Source organism: Streptomyces lothianensis (genome assembly GCF_047779955.1).
Taxonomy (GTDB): domain Bacteria; phylum Actinomycetota; class Actinomycetes; order Streptomycetales; family Streptomycetaceae; genus Streptomyces.
Genome location: NZ_JBLMKT010000016.1, coordinates 1 through 19137, shown reverse-complemented (window position 1 = coordinate 19137; position 19137 = coordinate 1). Strand labels below are relative to the sequence as shown.

Sequence of the window (19137 nt, the reverse complement as noted above, 5' to 3'; positions counted from 1 at the left end):
TCCCTGGACCAGGCGTTCAAGGAGTTCAAGACGTTCACAGGGCAGGCTCCATGTCACGGGACCTGCCGTCGCGCACGACGATCTCGCGGTCCGAGTACGCGGCCACCCGCGCCTCGTGCGTGACGAGGACGACGGCGGCGTTCGCCGAACGGGCCGCCTCCGTGAGTAGATGCATCACCCGCTCGCCGTTGAGTGAGTCGAGCGCACCGGTCGGCTCGTCCGCGAACAGCACCCGCGGCCCGGTCACCAGCGCCCGCGCCACGGCGACCCGCTGACCCTGACCGCCGGAGACCTCACCGGGCCGCTTCTTCGCGAGATCGTCGACCTCCAGGCGCTCCATCCACTGCAGCGCGGCCCGCTCGGCCTCCTTGCGCTTCGTGCCGGCGAGCCGCAGCGGAAGCGCGACGTTCTCGACACAGCTCAGCTCCGGCACGAGCTGCCCGAACTGGAAGACGAAGCCGAACTCCGAGCGCCGCAGCGCGCTGCGCCGGCCGTCGCTCATCGCACTCAGCTCACGCCCGTCGTACGTGATGCTGCCGGCGTCCGGCGTCACGATGCCGGCGAGACAGTGAAGGAGCGTCGACTTGCCCGAGCCCGAGGGGCCCATGACGGCGACGACCTCGCCGGGGTGGATGGAGAAGGAGGCGCCGTCGAGCGCGTTGGTCGGGCCGTAGGTCTTGTGCAGATCCTGCGCGGTGAGCAGGGAACCGGCGGGGGCGTTCGCAGGGCTGTGGCTGTGGCTGTGGCTGTGGCTCTGGCTCTGGCTCTGGCTCATCGGGCGGCCACCTCCTGGGCGAGCTTGTCGAGGCGGGCGGCGGTCAGCTCCAGCCAGCGCAGATCGGCTTCGAGGTGGAACAGGGCGTGATCGCAGATCAGCTTGTCCGCGAGATCGCCCTTGCGCTTGCGCTCGGTCAGCATCCGCATCATCCGCAGATGCTCGGCGCGCTGCGTGTCGAGCAGGTCGGCGGCATCGCGTCCGGTGAGCAGCGCGAGTACGACCTTCGTGTACAGGGTCGAGGAGAGGTACGGCTCGGGCTTCTCGGGCGCCGCGAGCCACCGGTCGACATCGGTGATCCCGGCCTCGGTGATCGCATACCGCTTCCGCTCGGGCCCGTCCCCGGCCTCGACCCCGTCGACCTCGACAAGCCCGTTCTTCAGCAGTCGCGACATCGTCGAGTAGACCTGCCCGTAGTGCAACGGCTTGTCATGCCCGAACTTCTCGTCGAAGGCCCGCTTCAGGTCGTACCCGTGCCGGGGGCCGCTCTCCAGCAGGCCGAGCAGGGTGTGTCCGATACTCATGCCGGGGACTATACACACCACGTATACACGGTGTGTATACGGGCCTCGGGTGGCGCCCGGGCGTGCGGGTGAGACCGGCGCCGCATGCTGTGACTCCGCGCCAATGCTGCTCAACTACCGCAAAACGGATGTCCGGACCTGCCGAAGTTGATCCTTCACATCCGGAAGAGCAACCGTTCGACCCGTTCGATGGTCGGTTCCAGTAGGAACAGGTGCTGATTGTCACGTCCGTAAAAGGGCGGATCGTAATCCCTTTGCCCCCACCTGCGGTGTTAGCTTTCAGAGCTGACCCGGGGGGAAGCCGAGAACACGACTGGAGCTACGCGAACCATGGGCCGAGCGGAAGACAGACGAGCGAGGCAGCGTGGCGGCGGTGCCCGCCGAGCACAGACTTCGCCGTCGGCCGGCGGCCGGGCCGACCGGCGCCGGGCCGCCTCGCGTGGCAGCGAGCGCAGCCTCCTGCGTCGAATATTCACGTGGAAGAAGGTCGTCGGCACGCTCTTCGGCCTGATCCTCCTCTGCATGGGCGCGGCCGTCGGTCTCTACATGTACGTGGACATCCCGAACCCCAACGACGCTGCGGAACTGCAGAGCAACGTCTACAAGGACATCAACGGCAAGACGATCGCCAACGTGGGCGACACCAAGCGCGAGATCGTCGACCTCAGCAAGATCCCGAAGGACGTCCAGCACGTCGTCGTCGCCGCCGAGAACAAGACCTTCTACAAGGACCCCGGCGTCGACATCAAGGGCACGACCCGCGGTGTCCTCAACACGCTCATGGGCAAGGGCAAGCAGGGCGGCTCGACGATCACCCAGCAGTACGTCAAGAACTACTACCTGACCCAGGAGCAGACGGTCAGCCGCAAGGTCCAGGAACTGGTGATCGCCCTCAAGATCGACCGCCAGATCTCCAAGGACGAAATCCTCGCGGGCTACCTGAACACCAGCTACTTCGGCCGAGGCGTCAACGGCATCCAAGCCGCCGCCCAGGCCTACTACGGCGTGGACGCGCAGGACCTGACCCTCTCCCAGGGCGCCTATCTCGCCGCCCTGCTCCAGGCGCCGAACCAGTACGACTGGGCGATCGCCTCCGAGACGGGCAAGAAGCTCGCCAAGGACCGCTGGGCCTACGCCCTCGACAACATGGTCGAGATGGGCTGGCTCAGCAAGAGCGAGCGCGCCGAGCAGAAGTTCCAGGAGCCGCAGAAGCCCAAGCAGGCCCCGGGCCACGAGGGCCAGAACGGCTACCACATCCGCGCGGCGAAGGACGAGCTCGCCCGCCATCTGATGAAGAAGTACGACCTCGACGTCAACGAGGCCTACAACAAGATCGACCAGGGCGGCTGGACCATCCAGCTCGCCATCGATCCGAAGAAGCAGAAGGCCCTGGAGAAGGCCGTCAAGAAGAAGCTGACCTCGCAGCTCGACCCGAAGAAGCGCAAGGTCGACGCGGCCGTGCAGGCCGGTGCCGTTTCCGTGGACCCGAAGACGGGCAAGGTGGTCGCGCTCTACGGCGGCGAGGACTTCCTGAAGCACGAGAGGTCGAACGCCACCCGCCGCGACTACCAGCCAGGATCGACCTTCAAGCCGGTCATCCTGGCCTCCGCCCTGGAGAACGCGTCGCTGGACAAGGACGGCGAGCCGATCACGCCGAACACGGTCTACGACGGCGACAGCGAAGTGGAGGTCGAGTTCCCCGGCGGCGCGATCTACGATCCGCCGAACGAGGGCGGCACGAACTACGGCCCCATCACCGTCCAGACCGCCATGAACCACTCCACCAACTCCGTCTTCGCGGCCATGGGCGCCGATGTGGGCATGGACAAGGTCGTGGAGACCGCGACCAATCTGGGCATGCGGGAGTTCAAGCCGTACGCCGCCATGACCCTCGGTTCCATGGAGGCGAGCCCCTACGACCTGGCCGGGGTGTACTCCACCTTCGCCGCGCACGGCAAGAAGGTCACACCGTCGATCATCAAGTCGGTGGAGCACGCGGAGGAGGGCGAGTGGATCCCCGACTACGACAACGGCCCGGCGATCAGCCGGCAGACCGCCGACACCGTCACCGCGGTCCTGCAGGGCGTGACCAACGACGGCGGTACGGGTGCGACCGTCCTGCGCGGACAGTACGCGGGCAAGTACGAGGCCGCGGGCAAGACCGGTACGACCGATGAGAACGTCTCGGCGCTCTTCGCGGGCTACACCCCCGAACTCGTCACCGTCGTGGGCCTCTACGGCGAGGCGCCCGAGGGCGGTGGCGGTCTCAAGACGTCCGAGGACAAGCCGGCCAAGGCCGGCAACCATGTCCCGCTGTACGGCGCGGGCGGCCGTCCTGCGACCCACGGTGCGGGCTTCCCCGCCGAGATCTGGGCCGAGTACACCCTGGGCGCCCTGAACGGCGGCTCCGACGCGAAGTTCGACCTGGAGGCGGAGATGGGCCCCACCTCCGAGCCGACCACCCAGGAGCCGACCACCGAGGCCCCGACGACCGAGGCCCCGGATCCGTCGGAGGAGCCGTCGGACCCGCCGACGGAGACCCAGGCCCCGCCGACGGAGACGATCGAGCCCACGGATCCGGAGACGGGCAAGCCGACGGGCGGCCCGTCCACGATCGAGCCGCCCATCGACCCGGACCCGTCGTCCACGGGCGACACCGAGGGCGACGGCAACGGCAACGGCGGCTGGAAACCCAGAACCGGCTGAACCCTGAGCGGTGCATGAGAGGCGCCCCGGACCATCCCGGTCCGGGGCGCCTGTCGTGGTCCGTGCCGGTTCCGCACCCCGGCCCGTACGTCGGCCGGGGCTACCGGTTCAGCTCGAACCACACCACCTTGCCCGTGGACAGCCGCGTGGCTCCCCACCGCCGGGCCATCCGGTTGACGAGATACAGGCCCCGGCCGCCCTCGTCCGTGGCCCGGGCCTGGCGCAGGCGCGGCAACTGCGGGACGTCGTCGACGACTTCGCAGCGCAGCACATCCGTCCGCAGCAGCCGCAGCGTGACCGGGCGCGAGGCGTACCGGACCGCGTTCGTCACGACCTCGCTCACCAGGAGTTCCACGGCGTCCGTATGCGAGGAGAGCCCCCAGCGCACCAGCGCCCGCCGTGCGAGCCGTCGTGCGCGCGAGGGCGCGGAGTCCTCGGGGTCCAGATGCCAGTAGGCGACATCGCTCGGCGCGATCCCGTCGAAGCGCGCGGCGAGCAGCGCGATGTCGTCATCGCGGTCGCCGGGCCCGAGCATGTCGAGCACGTCGTCGCACAGTGCTTCGAGCGGCGGCGAGTGGTCGGGGCCGGTCAGCTCCGCGGCTGCCGCGAGGCGTTCGCGGAGCTGTTCGATCCCGGTCCACACGTCCCGTAGCCGGGATTCGACCAGACCGTCCGTGTAGAGGAGCAGCGTCGCGCCCGACGGGGCGTCGAGCTCGACCGCCTCGAAGTCCACCCCGCCGACCCCGATCGGCGCCCCGGCGGGCACCCGCAGCACCTCCGCCCGCCCGCCCGTGTGCAGCAGCACCGGCGGCGGGTGCCCGGCGTTGGCGATGGTGATGCGGTGCGCGACCGGGTCGTACACCGCGTACATGCAGGTCGCCATCCGGTCGGAGCCGAGCCGCTGGGCCTGTTCGTCGAGGTGGTGCAGGACCTCCTGCGGCGGCAGGTCGAGGCCCGCCAGCGTCTGCGCGGTGGTCCGCAGCTGGCCCATGATGGCCGCGCTGGTCATGGAGTGCCCCATGACGTCACCGACGACGAGGGCGACCCGGCTGCCGGGCAGCGGGATCGCGTCGTACCAGTCGCCGCCGACCCGCGCGGTCTCGGCGGCCGGCAGATAGCGGCTGGCGAGCCGTACGCCCGTCGGCTGCGGCAGGGTCTCGGGCAGCATCGTGCGCTGCAGCTCGTCGGCGATATAGGCCTCGCGCCCGTAGAGGACGGCCTTGTCGATGCCGAGCGCGGTGTGGGTCGCGAGTTGTGCCGCGACGAGCAGATCCTCCACCTCGAAGGCGGGCCGGTCCGGGCGGCGCAGGAACACGGCCGCCCCGATCACCCGACGGTGGCCGCGCAGCGGCGCCAGGATCACCCGGTGCGGATCCGGCAGGGAGCGGTCCACGCCGAGCAGTTCGGGCAGCGCCTCGCGGGCGGCCGCCGACTCCCCGAACACCGGCCGCACCCCGCGCAGCACCTCGGCGAGCGAGCCGCCCCTGCGTACCTGGCACAGTTCGGCGGCCGGGCCGACGTCCGGCTGCAGTTGGAGCACGGGCTGCAGGACGCCGTCGGTGACGGAGTCCTCGGCGTCCTCGGGAGCGTCGGGTATCCGGTCGGTGCGGCGCAGCCGCAGCACCACCGGGCCCACGGGGCGTTCCTCGCCGACCGGCAGCGGATCGCGCAGATAGACCAGGATCGAGTCGGAGAACGTCGGCACGGTCGAGCGGCACAGGCCGAGCACGATCTCGTCGAGGTCCATGCCGCGGGCGATCCGCCGGGTCGCGGAGCCCACGAAACGCAGCCGCTCCGTGGCGCGTGTGGCCGCGGCGATCTCGCTCCGGGACGCGGTGTCCTCGCGGCCCTCGTGCCCGTCCGCGTCGCCTCCGGGGCGCGCCGCCGGATCGCCGTCCTTACGGCACGCCGGGGCGCCGCCCTGGTGCCGGGGAGCTGTCCCGTCCTGGTGCCGGGGGACCGCCCCGTCCTGACGCCGAGCCGCGGTCCCGTCCTGGCTACGGGCCGCGGCCTCGTCCTGGCTCCGGGCCGTCTTGCCGCCCTCGCGGCGGCTCTTCCCGCCGCCGCGCGCACCGGACTTGCCGCGCCCCTTCGCGCGGCCCGGAGCGGCGGACGGGCGCGGACCGGGCCTGGCCTCGGATCCCGTCGGCTGCTCGGGCACCTGCGCGTGCTCCGTACCGGAGCGCTCGGCGCCGCGGTCGCCCTGGGCGGGTAAGCCCAGCGTGGCGCCCCCGTCCTGGGCAGGAATCCGGGAAGGCATCACCACCCCGCGAGGTTCCGCGGGGCCGCTGGCGCCGGGGGCCATCGCATGGCCGCCGTCGTGGGAGGTGGGGTGCTCCGTCACGCGTGTCGAATCCGTCCGTCGATCGAGCCCGGCACACTGCCTCGGTTCACGTCTCGCCGCCCCTCGGTGACGCTCCGTCAAGCCGCGTGCCGGTCCCGCGAATCAGCGCTTCCATCCTGCATTCAGGGAGTCATGGTTCCGGACGTTGATCCTACGTTTGATGCATGGGGGCGCATCAAGGGTCTCATGTGGACACATGCGCGGGCGTACGATCCCAGTCCTCCGGCAGAACCGGCCTGCGCCACCCCGGCTCGGGTCGCCACCGCGGCCAGCCGTCCGCGAACGGCGGCCCCCAGGCCCGTACGACCTCGACGGCCGCAAGCCCCGACTCCCGCACCGCGCGTGCCTGCCGGGCGCCCATCAGGCCGACCCGCTGCGCCTCGGCGAACTCGTCCTCGTCCCGCCAGTGCCAGCTGCGGTCCGGGTGCACGGAGATGTCGAGGAAGTGGTCCTCGGAGTCCACCCCGCCCTCCCAACGGGCCAGCGGCTGTTCGAGGTTGACGTAGAAGTTCTTGAACCGCCAGCCCTGCTCCCAGAACAGCCAGACCGACCACGGCTCACCGGGCCGCGCCAGCTTCAGGACCCCCGTGCCGTGCCACCGGTCGCGCACCACGGTCCGCGGCTTCGTATAGCGCGTGGCCAGCGGCTCGTGGTGCACGGGCGTCCCGTCGGCGAGCACCGGCCGTACGCATTCGGTGCCGGGCGCCATCCAGACGGCGAGCAGCTCCGCCGTATCGCGTACGACGGTCACCGGGCGGCAGATGTGGATGCGGGCGCCGCCGTTCTCCCGGTAGCGCCACAGGATGTGGCTCCCCGGAGCCCAGCGCTCCACTTGGCCCGCTTCGTCCGCGGCGATCCCGTCCTCGTTCATGAACAGATATTACGAGGGTGTCGCCCGTGACCCCGGCCACGGGCGTGACCTCGGTTCACGGCCGCGTCATCCGCAGCACGTCCAGCGCCTCGTCGAGCTGCTGCTCGGTGAGCGCTCCGCGCTCGACATAGCCGGATTCGAGGACGACCTGACGGATCGTCTTCCGCTCCGCGAGGGATTTCTTGGCGACCTTGGCGGCCTCCTCGTATCCGATGTACTTGTTCAGCGGGGTCACGACGGAGGGCGAGGACTCGGCGTACTCACGGGCGCGCTCGGGGTTCGCCGTGATCCCGTCCACCGTGCGGTCGGCGAGCAGCCGGGAGGCGTTCGCGAGGAGACGGACGGATTCCAGGACGTTCTTGGCGAGCACCGGCAGCATCACATTGAGCTCGAAGTTCCCGGCCGCGCCCGCCACCGAGACCGTCACGTCATTGCCCTGCACCTGCGCGGCGACCATCAGCACGGCCTCCGGGATCACCGGATTCACCTTGCCGGGCATGATCGAGGAACCCGGCTGCAGATCCGGCAGGTTGATCTCCGCGAGCCCGGTGCGCGGGCCCGATGCCATCCACCGCAGATCATTGGCGATCTTCGTGAGGCCGACCGCGACGGTCCGCAGCTGGCCCGAGGTCTCCACCAGGGCGTCCCGCGCGCCCTGCGCCTCGAAGTGATCGCGCGCCTCGGTCAGCGGGAGCCCGGTGGCGTCCGCCACCTCGGCGATCACCGCGGCCGAGAAGCCGGGCGGTGTGTTGATGCCCGTGCCCACCGCGGTCCCGCCGAGCGGCAGTTCCGCGAGCCGGGGGAGCGAGGCCCGCAAGCGCTCGACGCCGTAACGGACCTGGGCCGCGTACCCGCCGAACTCCTGGCCCAGCGTGACCGGGGTGGCGTCCATCAGATGCGTACGCCCCGACTTCACCACCTGCGCGAACTCGGCCGACTTGCGTCCGAGTGCGGCCTCCAGGTGTTCGAGGGCGGGGATCAGATCCCGCGTCACCGCCTCGGTGGCGGCGATGTGGATCGAGGAGGGGAAGACGTCGTTGGAGGACTGCGAGGCGTTCACATGGTCGTTGGGATGGACCTCGCGGCCGTCGCCCAGGCGCTCGCTCGCCAGGGTCGCGATCACCTCGTTCGTATTCATGTTGGAGGAGGTGCCGGACCCGGTCTGGAAGACGTCCACCGGGAAGTGCTCGTCCCAGCGGCCCTCCGCGACCTCCGCGGCCGCGGACGCGATGGCCTCGGCGATCTCCTTGTCGACGACGCCCAGCGAGGCGTTCACCTTCGCCGCCGCGCCCTTGACCTGCGCGAGCGCCCGGATGTGGGCGCGCTCGATGCGCTGCCCGGAGACCGGGAAGTTCTCCACCGCGCGCTGGGTCTGCGCCCGCCACTTGGCGTGCGCGGGGACGCGCACCTCGCCCATCGAGTCGTGCTCGGTCCGGTATTCGCTCATACCCGTACAGCGTTCGGGGCGGCACGGATGTTCCGTGCCGCCCCGAACGAGTGACGGTCGGCGGTCGCCGGGTGACGCTCTCAGGCGCGCCCCGGGCCCTGTGTCACGCCGGTCCCGGACCCTGTGTCACGCCGGTCCCGGACCGCGTGTCACGCCAGCCCCGGACCCCGTACCGGAATCGACGTGAACGTCGGCGCGGGGGCGGGCTCCTGGAAGAAGTCGTTGCCCTTGTCGTCGACCACGATGAACGCCGGGAAGTCCTCGACCTCGATCTTCCACACGGCCTCCATGCCGAGCTCCTCGTACTCGACGACCTCGACCTTCTTGATGCAGTCCTGCGCGAGCCGCGCCGCCGGACCGCCGATCGAGCCCAGGTAGAAGCCGCCGTGCGCATCGCAGGCGTCCGTGACCTGCTGGGAGCGGTTGCCCTTCGCGAGCATCACCTTCGAGCCGCCGGCCGCCTGGAACTGCTCCACGTAACTGTCCATCCGCCCGGCCGTCGTCGGCCCGAACGAACCGGACGCGTAGCCCTCGGGGGTCTTCGCCGGACCCGCGTAGTACACCGGGTGGTCCTTCAGGTACTGCGGCATCTCCTCGCCCGCGTCGAGCCGCTCCTTGATCTTCGCGTGCGCGATGTCGCGCGCCACGACCAGCGGGCCGGTCAGCGAGAGACGGGTCTTCACCGGGTACTTGGTGAGCTCGGCGAGGATGGTCTCCATCGGCTGGTTGAGGTCGATGCGTACGACGTCCTCCTCGGCGCCCTCGGTGGCCAGGTGCTCGTCGGTCGTCTCCGGCAGGAAGCGCGCCGGGTCACGCTCCAGCTCCTCCAGGAACACACCCTCCGCCGTGATCTTCGCCTGCGCCTGGCGGTCCGCCGAGCAGGACACCGCGATCGCGACCGGGCAGGAGGCGCCGTGCCGCGGCAGACGCACCACGCGCACGTCGTGGCAGAAGTACTTGCCGCCGAACTGCGCGCCGATCCCGAGCTTCTGCGTCAGCTCGAAGACCTTCTCCTCCAAATCCTTGTCGCGGAAGCCGTGGCCCAGCTCGCTGCCCTCGGCGGGCAGCTCGTCGAGGTAGTGCGCGGAGGCGTACTTGGCGGTCTTCAGGGCGTATTCGGCGCTCGTACCGCCGACGACGATCGCCAGGTGGTACGGCGGGCAGGCGGCCGTGCCCAGCGAACGGATCTTCTCCTCCAGGAACTTCATCATGGAGGCCTCGTTCAGGACCGCCTTCGTCTCCTGGTAGAGGAAGGACTTGTTCGCCGAGCCGCCGCCCTTCGCCATGAACAGGAACTTGTACGCGCCGCCGTCGGTCGCGTACAGCTCGATCTGCGCGGGCAGGTTGGAGCCGGTGTTCTTCTCGTCCCACATGTTCAGCGGGGCCATCTGCGAGTAGCGCAGGTTCAGGTTCTGGTACGCGTCGTAGATGCCCTTGGAGAGCGACTTCTCGTCGCCGCCCTCGGTCAGCACGTTCTGGCCGCGCTTGCCCATGACGATCGCGGTACCGGTGTCCTGGCACATCGGCAGCACACCGGCCGCGGCGATGTTCGCGTTCTTCAGGAGGTCGAGGGCGACGAACTTGTCGTTGCCGCTCGCCTCCGGGTCGTCGATGATCCGGCGCAGCTGCGCGAGGTGTGCCGGGCGCAGGTAGTGCTGGATGTCGTGGATGGCCTCCTCGGCGAGCTTGCGCAGCGCCTCCGGCTCCACCTTGAGGAACGTCCGGCCGTCCGGACCCTCGACGGTCGAGACACCCTCCGAGGTCACCAGGCGGTACGGGGTGGCGTCCTCACCGGTGGGGAGCAGATCGGTGTACGCGAACGCAGGGCGGGTCGGGCGGGGGCTGGATGCCATGGGTTGGCCATTCCTCTAATCAACAACGCAGACAGCGGCTGGACGTCCTGTTGGCCAGCACCCCTAAGGGTAGGACCCGGGGGCGTCCCTGAACTTGTGAGGTAAGGCTCAGTTGCCGCGCTTACGGGGTAGTCGCGATCTATCGCGTTTCGTATGCTGAGGCGGTGGACCTCGAAAAGCACGCCAAGGAGGGGCCGGGCGCCCCGAGCCCGGACCTGACCGAGAAGGCCCCCGCGGGACTGCGCGCCTCGGACGCGGACCGCGACCGGACCGCCGAGATCCTCGCGGCCGCGCTCGCCGAGGGGAGGCTCACCGCGGACGAGCACGCCGAGCGTCTGGAGGGGGTGTATCAGGCCAAGACGGTCGCCGAGCTGGAGCCGTACGTCGCGGACCTGCCCGCCGCCCACCTTGCGCATTCCGCCCACGCGGACCACTCCGCGCGCCCCGCCGCCCCCGTCGGCCACCAGCCGGCCCCGGGCGCGGTGCCCCTGGCCCCCGACGAGAACCTCGTCGCCGTCTTCTCCTCCAGCACCCGCAAGGGGCGCTGGCGGGTGGGCCGCAGGACCCACGCGTACGCCGTCTTCGGCAATGTCGAGATCGACCTCACCGAGGCGATCTTCGAGTACCAGCAGGTGGTCATCAAGGCGGTCTCGGTCTTCGGCAACGTCGAGGTACGCGTCCCCGAGAACGTGTCGCTGCGCGGCTCCGGCAGCGGCATCTTCGGGAACTTCGAGGTCGAGGCCCTGGACTCCGGCGAGACCGGTGCGCCCGTCGTCTTCGTCGACGGGTACGCGGTGCTGGGCAGCATCGAGGCGAAGCCGAAGCGGGGGAAGCTGATCCACGATCTGCACAAGTACGTGGGGCACACGGTGGCCCGGCACATGCGCAAGCACCTGGGCTGAGAAGGGGGACCGAACGTTTCGCCAACTGGCCGGTAATCATCGGCGGCTTCCGCTGATCGGAACGCTGTGCATAGGCCCGCGCACAGCGGGTAGGGCTGCTGCATCGTCACTCGCTTGCGAATCCGTCGTCAGGAGTAGACCGTGCAGCACCCTCCGCATCAGTCCCTTCCGGTCACCGCGATCCCGACCCAGAGGGTGCCGACGCGTGATTCGGAAGTCCCATGGCACAGCGAAGCGGTCTGCCGGCGGGACGAAGCCGGACTCTTCTTCGCCCCCTCGAAGGAGCCCACGGCGGCCCGCCTCTCCCGCGAACAGGCCGCGAAGCGTGTCTGCGCCCGCTGTCCCGTGATGGTCGAGTGCCGCGAACACGCCTTGCTGCAGCCCGAGCCCTACGGAGTCTGGGGCGGGCTCACCGCCGCCGAACGCCGCGTCGTCCTGGCCCGCCGCCGCCGACGGGACCTGGACCTCCAGCAGGCGGCCCGAGCGGCGAGCCGCATAGCCGCGGCGGGGTGACGACGGGGTACGTGGGGTCGGCGCTCCCACGTACCCCGGAGTGAAGCCCTACTTGGCGCGGTCGAAGTCGATCGCGCTGTAGGCCCGCAGCTTCGAGAGTCGGTGCTCGGAGTCGATCTGCCGGATCGTGCCGGACTTCGACCGCATCACCAGCGACGACGTCGTCGCCGACTCGGAGCTGTAGCGCACGCCGCGCAGCAGCTCGCCGTCCGTGATGCCCGTGGCGACGAAGAAGACGTTCTCACCGGAGACCAGGTCGTCCGTGCTCAGCACACGGTCCAGGTCGTGCCCCGCGTCGATCGCGCGCTGCCGCTCCGCCTCGTCCTTGGGCCACAGCTTCCCCTGGATCACACCGCCGAGGCACTTTATGGCGCAGGCGGAGATGATGCCCTCGGGCGTACCGCCGATGCCGAGCAGCAGGTCGACACCCGTGCCCTCGCGCACCGCGAGGATGGAGCCGGCCACGTCACCGTCCGAGATCAGCTTGATCCGGGCGCCGGTCTCGCGGATCTCCTTGATGATCCCCTCGTGGCGGGGACGGTCGAGGATGACGACCGTCACGTCCTCGGGGGCGACGTTCTTCGCCTTGGCGACCCGCCGGATGTTCACCGAAACGGGCGCGTTGATGTCGACGTAGTCCGCGGCCTCGGGCCCCGTGACCAGCTTGTCCATGTAGAACACGGCCGAGGGGTCGAACATCGTGCCCCGGTCCGCGGCGGCGAGCACGGCCACCGCGTTCGGCATGCCCTTCGCCGTGAGGCTCGTGCCGTCGATCGGGTCCACGGCGATATCGCACTCGGCGCCGGTCCCGTCACCGACCCGCTCCCCGTTGAAGAGCATCGGCGCCTCGTCCTTCTCGCCCTCGCCGATGACGACGACGCCGTTCATCGAGACGGTCGAGACCAGCGCACGCATGGCCCGCACTGCCGCACCGTCGGCGCCGTTCTTGTCGCCGCGGCCGACCCAGCGGCCCGCGGCCATGGCGGCGGCCTCCGTGACGCGGACGAGTTCGAGCGCGAGGTTGCGGTCGGGGGCCTCGGAGGAGACGACGAGTTCGGAGGGCAGGTGGTGATGATGCTCGGTCATCGGAGCGAACCTCTCTGGGGAACAGCGACGCGACGGCCGGATGAGGGTATGTACCCGAGGACTCTATCGGTACGTCGACATTTTGAGCAGACGGGGTCACGTCTGAGCGGAGTAGGCGCCTTCGCCCACCTGCGTACAAGGCCGACGCCCGCCTGCGCACAAGGCCGACGCCCACCTGCGCACAAGTCGTCCGCGGGGACCTGAGACCATGGGCGGGTGGCAGGTAGCAGAGGCAAGAGCATGGTTCAGACGGTCCGGGACATGGTGCTGTCCCTGGCGGTCATCGGCGCGGTCGTCGCGGTGATCTACATCTTCATCCCGCACGACGAATCGACGCCCCCGCCGAAGCGGGTCGACTACACCGTCCCGCTGTCGACGGCGTCCCGCGCGGCGTCCTACCCGCTGCTCGCCCCGCAGGGCCTGTCCGAGGAATGGGTGGCGACCTCCGTCCGTTACAGGGGCGCCGAGGGCGAGCACTGGCACCTCGGCTTCCATGCCCCCGACGGCAAGTACGTGGCGGTCGAGCAGACCTCCGGCAAGCCCGAGCCGTTCATCGAGTCGAAGAGCCAGGACGCGAAGGACACCGGGGAGACCGAGCGGATCGGCGGCAAGGAGTGGAAGTGGTACGAGGGCGAGTCCTATGACGCGCTCGTACTGCAGGAGAACGGCGCGACCACCCTGGTCACGGGCAGCGGTTCGCAGGCCCGCCTGACGGAGGTGGCCGAGGCGCTGCGGCCGGCGCCGCCGGAGCAGGGCTGAGGGCGCCCATCGGTGCGGGGCCGAGGGTCCGACCCGGTACGGGAGATGTGAAGCGGGTCACCTTCCCCCGGTCAGTGGTTGAACTTTCAACGTAACCCTCTTATGGTCGTAGACGTCGGCCCGACCGATCGGCCCTCATCGGTGATCGATGATCGATCAAGTCGGATTCGACCCGATCTGACCGATTCGGTCCTCTTCGACCCGATCTGGACCGGTCGCCCCCACCCCGTACCGCTCGAAAAGGTTGCCTCGCCATGACCCTCGCACTCGACGCCGCCGCCCAGGACCTCCTCTTCCGCGAGGCCCGCACCGCCAACACCTTCACCGACGAGCCGGTGACCGACGAGCAGGTCCAGGCGATCTACGACCTGGTGAAGTACGGCCCCACGGCCTTCAACCAGTCGCCGCTGCGCATCACCCTCGTCCGCTCCGCCGAGGCCCGCGAGCGCCTCGTCCGGCACATGGCCGAGGGCAACCAGCCGAAGACCGCCGCCGCCCCGCTGGTCGCGATCCTCTCCGCGGACAACGAGTTCCACGAGGAACTGCCCGCGCTGTTCCCGCACTTCCCGCAGGCCAAGGACGCGTTCTTCGCGGAGCGCCCGGTGCGTGAGGGCTCGGCGAAGCTCAACGCCGCGCTGCAGGCCGCGTACTTCATCATCGGTGTCCGTGCGGCCGGGCTGGCCGCGGGCCCGATGACGGGGCTCGACTTCACCGGCGTCCAGAAGGAGTTCCTGGACGACGACCACACCCCGCTGATGGTCGTCAACATCGGCAAGCCGGGCGAGGACGCCTGGTTCCCCCGTTCCCCCCGCCTCTCGTACGACGAGGTCATCACGACGGTCTGACCCGCCACCCCCGAGCGGGCCGCACCTCTGTAGGCCCCCGGTCCATCGGACCGGGGGCCTACACGTGGCCTAATCGCCGTCCCCGTCCCCGTCCCCGTCGCCGTCTCCCTCCGCCGCCAACGCAGCATCCAGCCGAGCCCGCGCCCCCTCCAGCCACCGCCGGCACACCTTCGCCAGTTCCTCCCCGCGCTCCCACAGCGCGAGCGACTCCTCCAGGGACGTCCCCCCGGCCTCCAGCCGCCGGACCACGTCCACCAGCTCATCGCGGGCCTGCTCGTACCCGAGTGCCTCGTCCGTGACGCTCATGCGCCGCTCACCTCACCGTTCATCTCACCCTGTTCACCCTGTTCACCCTGTGAACCCCGCACGCCGCCGTCGGTCCGCCGGACCGTGAACTCCCCGTCCGCGACCCGCGCCCGCAACACCTCACCCGCCCCCACCTCACCGGCAGCCCGCACCACCGCGCCGTCCTCCCGCTGCAGCACCGCATACCCCCGCCGCAGCGTCGCCGCGGGGGACAGCGCCACCACCCGCGCCCGGGTGTGCGCGAGCTCGGAGTCCGCGCGGTCGAGCAGATGTCCCAGCGTGCGCCTGCCGCGTTCGAGCAGCTGCTCGACCTGCTGCTCGCGCTCCTCCACCATCCGCTGCGGATGCTTCATCACCGGTCGGGACAGCGCCAGCGCGAGCCCGCGCTCCTCCCGGTCGAGCAGCGCCCGAACGGACCGCCGCGCCCGGTCCCGTATCAACCGAACCCGCTCCAGCTCCTCGCCCACATCGGGCACGACCTTCTTCGCCGCGTCCGTGGGCGTGGAGGCCCTGAGGTCCGCCACGAGGTCGAGCAGCGGAGTGTCCGGCTCGTGCCCGATCGCGGACACCACCGGCGTACGGCAGGCGGAGACCGCCCGTACGAGCTGTTCGTCGGAGAACGGCAGCAGGTCCTCGACGCTGCCGCCGCCCCGCGCCACGATGATCACGTCCACGCCGTCCAGCTCGTCGAGCTCCTTGACGGCCTGCACCACCTGCGGCACCGCGTGCACGCCCTGCACGGCCACGTTCCGTACCTCGAAACGCACCGCGGGCCACCGGTGCCGCGCGTTCTCCAGCACGTCCCGCTCGGCCGCCGAGGCGCGCCCGCAGACGAGCCCGATCAGCTGCGGCAGGAACGGCGGCCGCCGCTTCCGCTCGGCCGCGAAGAGCCCCTCACCCGCAAGCGACTTCTTCAGCTGCTCGAGCCGCGCGAGGAGCTCACCGACGCCGACCGGTCGTATCTCGGCGGCCCGCAGCGAGAGCTGCCCCCTCGGCGCGTACCACTCCGGCTTCGCGAGGACGACGACCCGCGCGCCCTCGGAGACGACATCGGCGACCGCGTCGAAGACGCTCCGGAAGCAGGTGACGCTCACGGAGATGTCATGCGAGGGATCGCGCAGCGTCAGGAACACGACGCCGGCGCCGGGCCGCCGCGACAGCTGGGTGATCTGCCCCTCGACCCACACCGACCCGAGCCGGTCGATCCACCCCCCGATGAGGCGCGAGACCTCACCCACGGGCAGTGGTGCGTCGGCGGACGTGTTGAGAGCCATGCGTAGGAGCGTATCGGCGCGCACTGACACGGGCGGTGCGCGGCCGCGGGCGTTGCACGCGGCGGTGGGCGGTGCGCGGCGGCGGGCCGCGCCGGAGACTCGGACCGGGCCGGGGACTCGGGCCGTGCGCGGTGGCGGACCCGGACCGTGCGCGGTGGCGGGCCCGGACCGTGCGTGGCGCGGCGGACTGTGCCGTGCGGCCGCGCATTCGGCCGCTCAGCCCGTCCCCTCACCCACCGCCCGCCCCCGCTGCACCACCAGCACCCCGAGCCCCACCACCAGCCAGCACGCCCCCACCACCTGCGCCGCTCGCGAGGCCTCCACGATCACCGCGACCGCGATCCCCGCCCCGAGCACCGGCACGAGCACATGCCGCCACCAGCTCACCGTCCCGCCCCGCTTGTGCACGGCGAACCACGCCACCACCGAGGCGTGCAGCATCGTGAACGCCACCAGCGCGCCGATGTCCACCACCGACACCAGATGGTCCATCCCGTCATCCCGCGAGGCCGCCCACACCGCCGCGACCAGCGTGATCACCGCGGCGATCGACAGAGCCACCCGCGGAACCCCGGAGTCCGTGCGCGCGAGCAGCCCCGGCAGGCGCCGGTCGCGGCCCATCGCGAACAGCAGCCGCCCCGCCGCGGCCTGCCCGGCCAGCGCGGCGAAGGCCGCACCGATCGCCTTGCTGACCGCGACCAGGTCGTGCAGCCACGTACCGACCGAGACATCCACCGCGTCGTAGAAGGCCGAGCCCTGCCTGGCGGGCTCGGCGGCGAGCTGCGCCGACGACACGGGTTCGAGCAGCGCCACCAGATACGTCTGCGCGATGAACAGCGAACCCGCGAGCGCCAGACAGAACAGCACGGCCCGCGCCACCTTCGCCGAACCCCCGGTCACCTCCTCCGTGAACGAGGCGATCGCGTCGAAGCCCAGAAACGACAGCACCGCGATCGACACCGCCCCGATCACCGCCGACAGCGCGAACCCCCCGTCGCCCGTCAACGGCGACAGCCACCCGCGCTGCGCCCCGTCCCGTACGAGCACCACCACCGCCGCCACGATGAAGACGAGCAGCACCACGATCTCCATGACGAGCACCAGGAAACCGACCCTCGCGGCGGTCCGCACGCCCGTCAGGTTGAGCGCCGTCGTGACGAGCACCGCGAGCGCCGTCCACACCCAGCGCGAGACCTCCGGCACCAGCGCATTCATCGCGATCCCGCAGAACAGGTAGGCGACGGCCGGGATCAGCAGATAGTCGAGCATCGCCATCCACCCGGCGATGAATCCCGGACCGCGTCCGAGCGCCGCCCGCGCGTACGCGAACACCGAACCCGCCCGCGGCACCACCCGCACCATCTGCGCATAGCTGTACGCGGTGAAGGCCATCGCGACCGTCGCCACGATGTAGACCAGCGCGACGGCCCCGTGCGACTTGGCGTCCAGCGCGCCGAAGATGCCGACCGGGGCCATCGGGGCGATGAACAGCAGGCCGTAGACCACCAGATCCCGGAAACCGAGACTGCGCCGCAGACCCGTATGCGTATCCGTGCCCGGCCCTGGTCCCGGTCCCGGTCCCGATTCCGTGCCCGGTCCCGTGCCCGATCCCGTGCCCGGTCCGCCGCCTGCCCCCTTGCCCGTCTTCGCAGACATCACGCGCCTCTCTGCTCGGCTACGGCCCGCGCGGATCCGGCCCGTCCGCCGGATCACGGCCAGTCTCCCCAAACGGGCGATCTCCGACCTGTTGAGCGCGGCCTTACGATGGGGAACATGACTGCACCGACCCCATCCCGCCCGTCTTCCGCCGCCGTCCCGGGCGGAGACGCTTCGCGTCGCAGTGATAAACGCGTCCTGCTCGCCGCACCCCGCGGCTACTGCGCGGGCGTGGACCGCGCCGTGATCGCCGTCGAGAAGGCCCTGGAGCAGTACGGGGCGCCCGTCTACGTACGCCACGAGATCGTGCACAACAAGTACGTGGTGCAGACCCTGGAACGTAAGGGCGCCATCTTCGTCGAGCAGACCGAGGAGGTGCCGCCGGGCAACATCGTGATGTTCTCCGCGCACGGCGTCGCCCCGGTCGTCCACGAGGAGGCCAAGCAGGGCCGCCTCGCCACCATCGACGCGACCTGCCCGCTGGTCACCAAGGTCCACAAGGAAGCCGTCCGGTACGCGAACGACGACTTCGACATCCTCCTCATCGGCCACGAGGGCCACGAGGAGGTCATCGGCACCTCCGGCGAGGCCCCCGAGCACATCCAGCTGGTCGACGGCCCGAAGGACGTCGAGAAGGTCGAGGTCAGGGACCCGTCGAAGGTCGTCTGGCTCTCCCAGACCACGCTCTCCGTCGACGAGACGATGGAGACGGTCGACGCCTTGAAGACCAAGTTCCCCGGCCTCGTCTCGCCGCCCTCGGACGACATCTGCTACGCCACGCAGAACCGTCAGCTCGCCGTCAAGCAGATGGGTGCCCAGGCCGATCTGGTGATCGTGGTCGGCTCGCGCAACTCCTCCAACTCCAAGCGCCTGGTCGAGGTCGCCCTGCAGGCCGGTGCCTCCGCCTCCTACCTCGTGGACTTCGCCTCGGAGATCGAGGAGGCCTGGCTGGATGGCGTGTCGACCGTCGGCGTCACCTCCGGCGCCTCCGTCCCCGAGGTCCTGGTCGACGAAGTCCTGGAGTGGCTGGCCCAGCGGGGCTACGAGGACGTGGAGACGGTCAAGGCGGCCGAGGAATCCATCACGTTCTCCCTTCCGAAGGAACTCCGCCGCGACCTGCGCGCCGAGGCCGCCGAACTCTGAGGACGCGCACGCCCGGGACTACGCGCCGGGCTGTGCTGGGCTGCGTCTGCCGCTCGCGTGGCTGTGCCCTGAACGGGCCTGCCGCTCGCGTGGCTGTGCCCTGAACGGGCCTGCCGCTCGCGTGGCTGTGCCC

Annotated in this window: 16 protein-coding genes; 6 read left to right on the top strand and 10 right to left on the bottom strand. The window is 70.4% G+C overall.

Annotated features, from left to right (window positions below):
• Positions 1-34 precede the first annotated feature (34 nt).
• Both ACLF6P_RS03095 and ACLF6P_RS03090 read right to left on the bottom strand, forming a co-directional pair.
• Positions 35-775, bottom strand: a complete 741-nt coding sequence (locus ACLF6P_RS03095; protein WP_415947871.1) for an ABC transporter ATP-binding protein — start codon at positions 773-775, stop codon at positions 35-37.
• Entirely contained in the window at positions 772-1299 is a 528-nt protein-coding gene (locus ACLF6P_RS03090; RefSeq protein WP_415947870.1) for a PadR family transcriptional regulator, read from the bottom strand. The genes ACLF6P_RS03095 and ACLF6P_RS03090 overlap by 4 nt, the downstream gene beginning before the upstream one ends.
• Positions 1300-1629: 330 nt before the next feature.
• On the opposite strand from ACLF6P_RS03090, the gene ACLF6P_RS03085 reads away from it, so the two are divergent.
• Positions 1630-4005 carry a transglycosylase domain-containing protein gene (locus ACLF6P_RS03085; RefSeq protein ID WP_415947868.1) on the top strand — a complete coding sequence of 792 codons (2376 nt, stop codon included), beginning with the start codon at positions 1630-1632 and terminating at the stop codon, positions 4003-4005.
• 100 nt (positions 4006-4105) lie between these two features.
• Here ACLF6P_RS03085 and ACLF6P_RS03080 read toward each other — a convergent pair whose 3' ends face one another.
• The 4 genes from ACLF6P_RS03080 to ACLF6P_RS03065 all read right to left on the bottom strand — a co-directional run bounded on the left by ACLF6P_RS03080 (position 4106) and on the right by ACLF6P_RS03065 (position 10520).
• Positions 4106-6349 (bottom strand): SpoIIE family protein phosphatase, encoded by a 2244-nt coding sequence (locus ACLF6P_RS03080; protein WP_415947867.1) that lies wholly within the window; start codon positions 6347-6349, stop codon positions 4106-4108.
• A gap of 184 nt (positions 6350-6533) precedes the next feature.
• Positions 6534-7220 (bottom strand): cytidylyl-2-hydroxypropylphosphonate hydrolase, encoded by a 687-nt coding sequence (gene fomD, locus ACLF6P_RS03075; protein ID WP_415947865.1) that lies wholly within the window; start codon positions 7218-7220, stop codon positions 6534-6536.
• Positions 7221-7275: 55 nt separating this feature from the next.
• Positions 7276-8667, bottom strand: a complete 1392-nt coding sequence (locus ACLF6P_RS03070; RefSeq protein ID WP_415947863.1) for a class II fumarate hydratase — start codon at positions 8665-8667, stop codon at positions 7276-7278.
• Positions 8668-8816: 149 nt separating this feature from the next.
• The gene (locus ACLF6P_RS03065; RefSeq protein ID WP_415947861.1) at positions 8817-10520 is read right to left on the bottom strand and encodes a fumarate hydratase; all 1704 of its coding nucleotides are present in this window, start codon (positions 10518-10520) and stop codon (positions 8817-8819) included.
• Positions 10521-10684: 164 nt separating this feature from the next.
• Here ACLF6P_RS03065 and ACLF6P_RS03060 point away from each other — a divergent pair, with 164 nt between their 5' ends.
• Positions 10685-11422, top strand: coding sequence for a DUF1707 SHOCT-like domain-containing protein (locus ACLF6P_RS03060; protein ID WP_415947860.1), 738 nt, complete (start codon positions 10685-10687; stop codon positions 11420-11422).
• Positions 11423-11563: 141 nt separating this feature from the next.
• Positions 11564-11935 carry a WhiB family transcriptional regulator gene (locus ACLF6P_RS03055; RefSeq protein ID WP_415947858.1) on the top strand — a complete coding sequence of 124 codons (372 nt, stop codon included), beginning with the start codon at positions 11564-11566 and terminating at the stop codon, positions 11933-11935.
• 48 nt (positions 11936-11983) lie between these two features.
• Here the strand turns inward: ACLF6P_RS03055 and glpX are convergent, their stop codons facing one another.
• Positions 11984-13021, bottom strand: a complete 1038-nt coding sequence (gene glpX / locus ACLF6P_RS03050; protein WP_415947856.1) for a class II fructose-bisphosphatase — start codon at positions 13019-13021, stop codon at positions 11984-11986.
• 240 nt (positions 13022-13261) lie between these two features.
• On the opposite strand from glpX, the gene ACLF6P_RS03045 reads away from it, so the two are divergent.
• Both ACLF6P_RS03045 and ACLF6P_RS03040 read left to right on the top strand, forming a co-directional pair.
• Positions 13262-13780 (top strand): DUF4245 domain-containing protein, encoded by a 519-nt coding sequence (locus tag ACLF6P_RS03045; RefSeq protein ID WP_415947907.1) that lies wholly within the window; start codon positions 13262-13264, stop codon positions 13778-13780.
• Positions 13781-14034: 254 nt separating this feature from the next.
• A complete protein-coding gene (locus ACLF6P_RS03040) occupies positions 14035-14625 on the top strand; it encodes a malonic semialdehyde reductase (protein WP_415947854.1) in 591 nt (196 codons plus the stop codon).
• 69 nt (positions 14626-14694) lie between these two features.
• Here the strand turns inward: ACLF6P_RS03040 and ACLF6P_RS03035 are convergent, their stop codons facing one another.
• The 3 genes from ACLF6P_RS03035 to ACLF6P_RS03025 form a co-directional block, all read right to left on the bottom strand.
• Positions 14695-14931 carry an exodeoxyribonuclease VII small subunit gene (locus ACLF6P_RS03035; protein ID WP_415947853.1) on the bottom strand — a complete coding sequence of 79 codons (237 nt, stop codon included), beginning with the start codon at positions 14929-14931 and terminating at the stop codon, positions 14695-14697.
• Positions 14928-16205 carry an exodeoxyribonuclease VII large subunit gene (gene xseA, locus ACLF6P_RS03030; RefSeq protein WP_415947852.1) on the bottom strand — a complete coding sequence of 426 codons (1278 nt, stop codon included), beginning with the start codon at positions 16203-16205 and terminating at the stop codon, positions 14928-14930. The genes ACLF6P_RS03035 and xseA overlap by 4 nt, the downstream gene beginning before the upstream one ends.
• Before the next feature lie 216 nt (positions 16206-16421).
• On the bottom strand, positions 16422-17861 hold the full coding sequence (locus ACLF6P_RS03025) for an APC family permease (protein ID WP_415947850.1): 1440 nt from the start codon (positions 17859-17861) through the stop codon (positions 16422-16424).
• A gap of 108 nt (positions 17862-17969) precedes the next feature.
• Here ACLF6P_RS03025 and ACLF6P_RS03020 point away from each other — a divergent pair, with 108 nt between their 5' ends.
• Complete coding sequence (locus tag ACLF6P_RS03020; protein WP_415947849.1) at positions 17970-19004, top strand: 4-hydroxy-3-methylbut-2-enyl diphosphate reductase; 1035 nt, start codon at positions 17970-17972, stop codon at positions 19002-19004.
• The last annotated feature ends 133 nt before the right edge of the window (positions 19005-19137 follow it).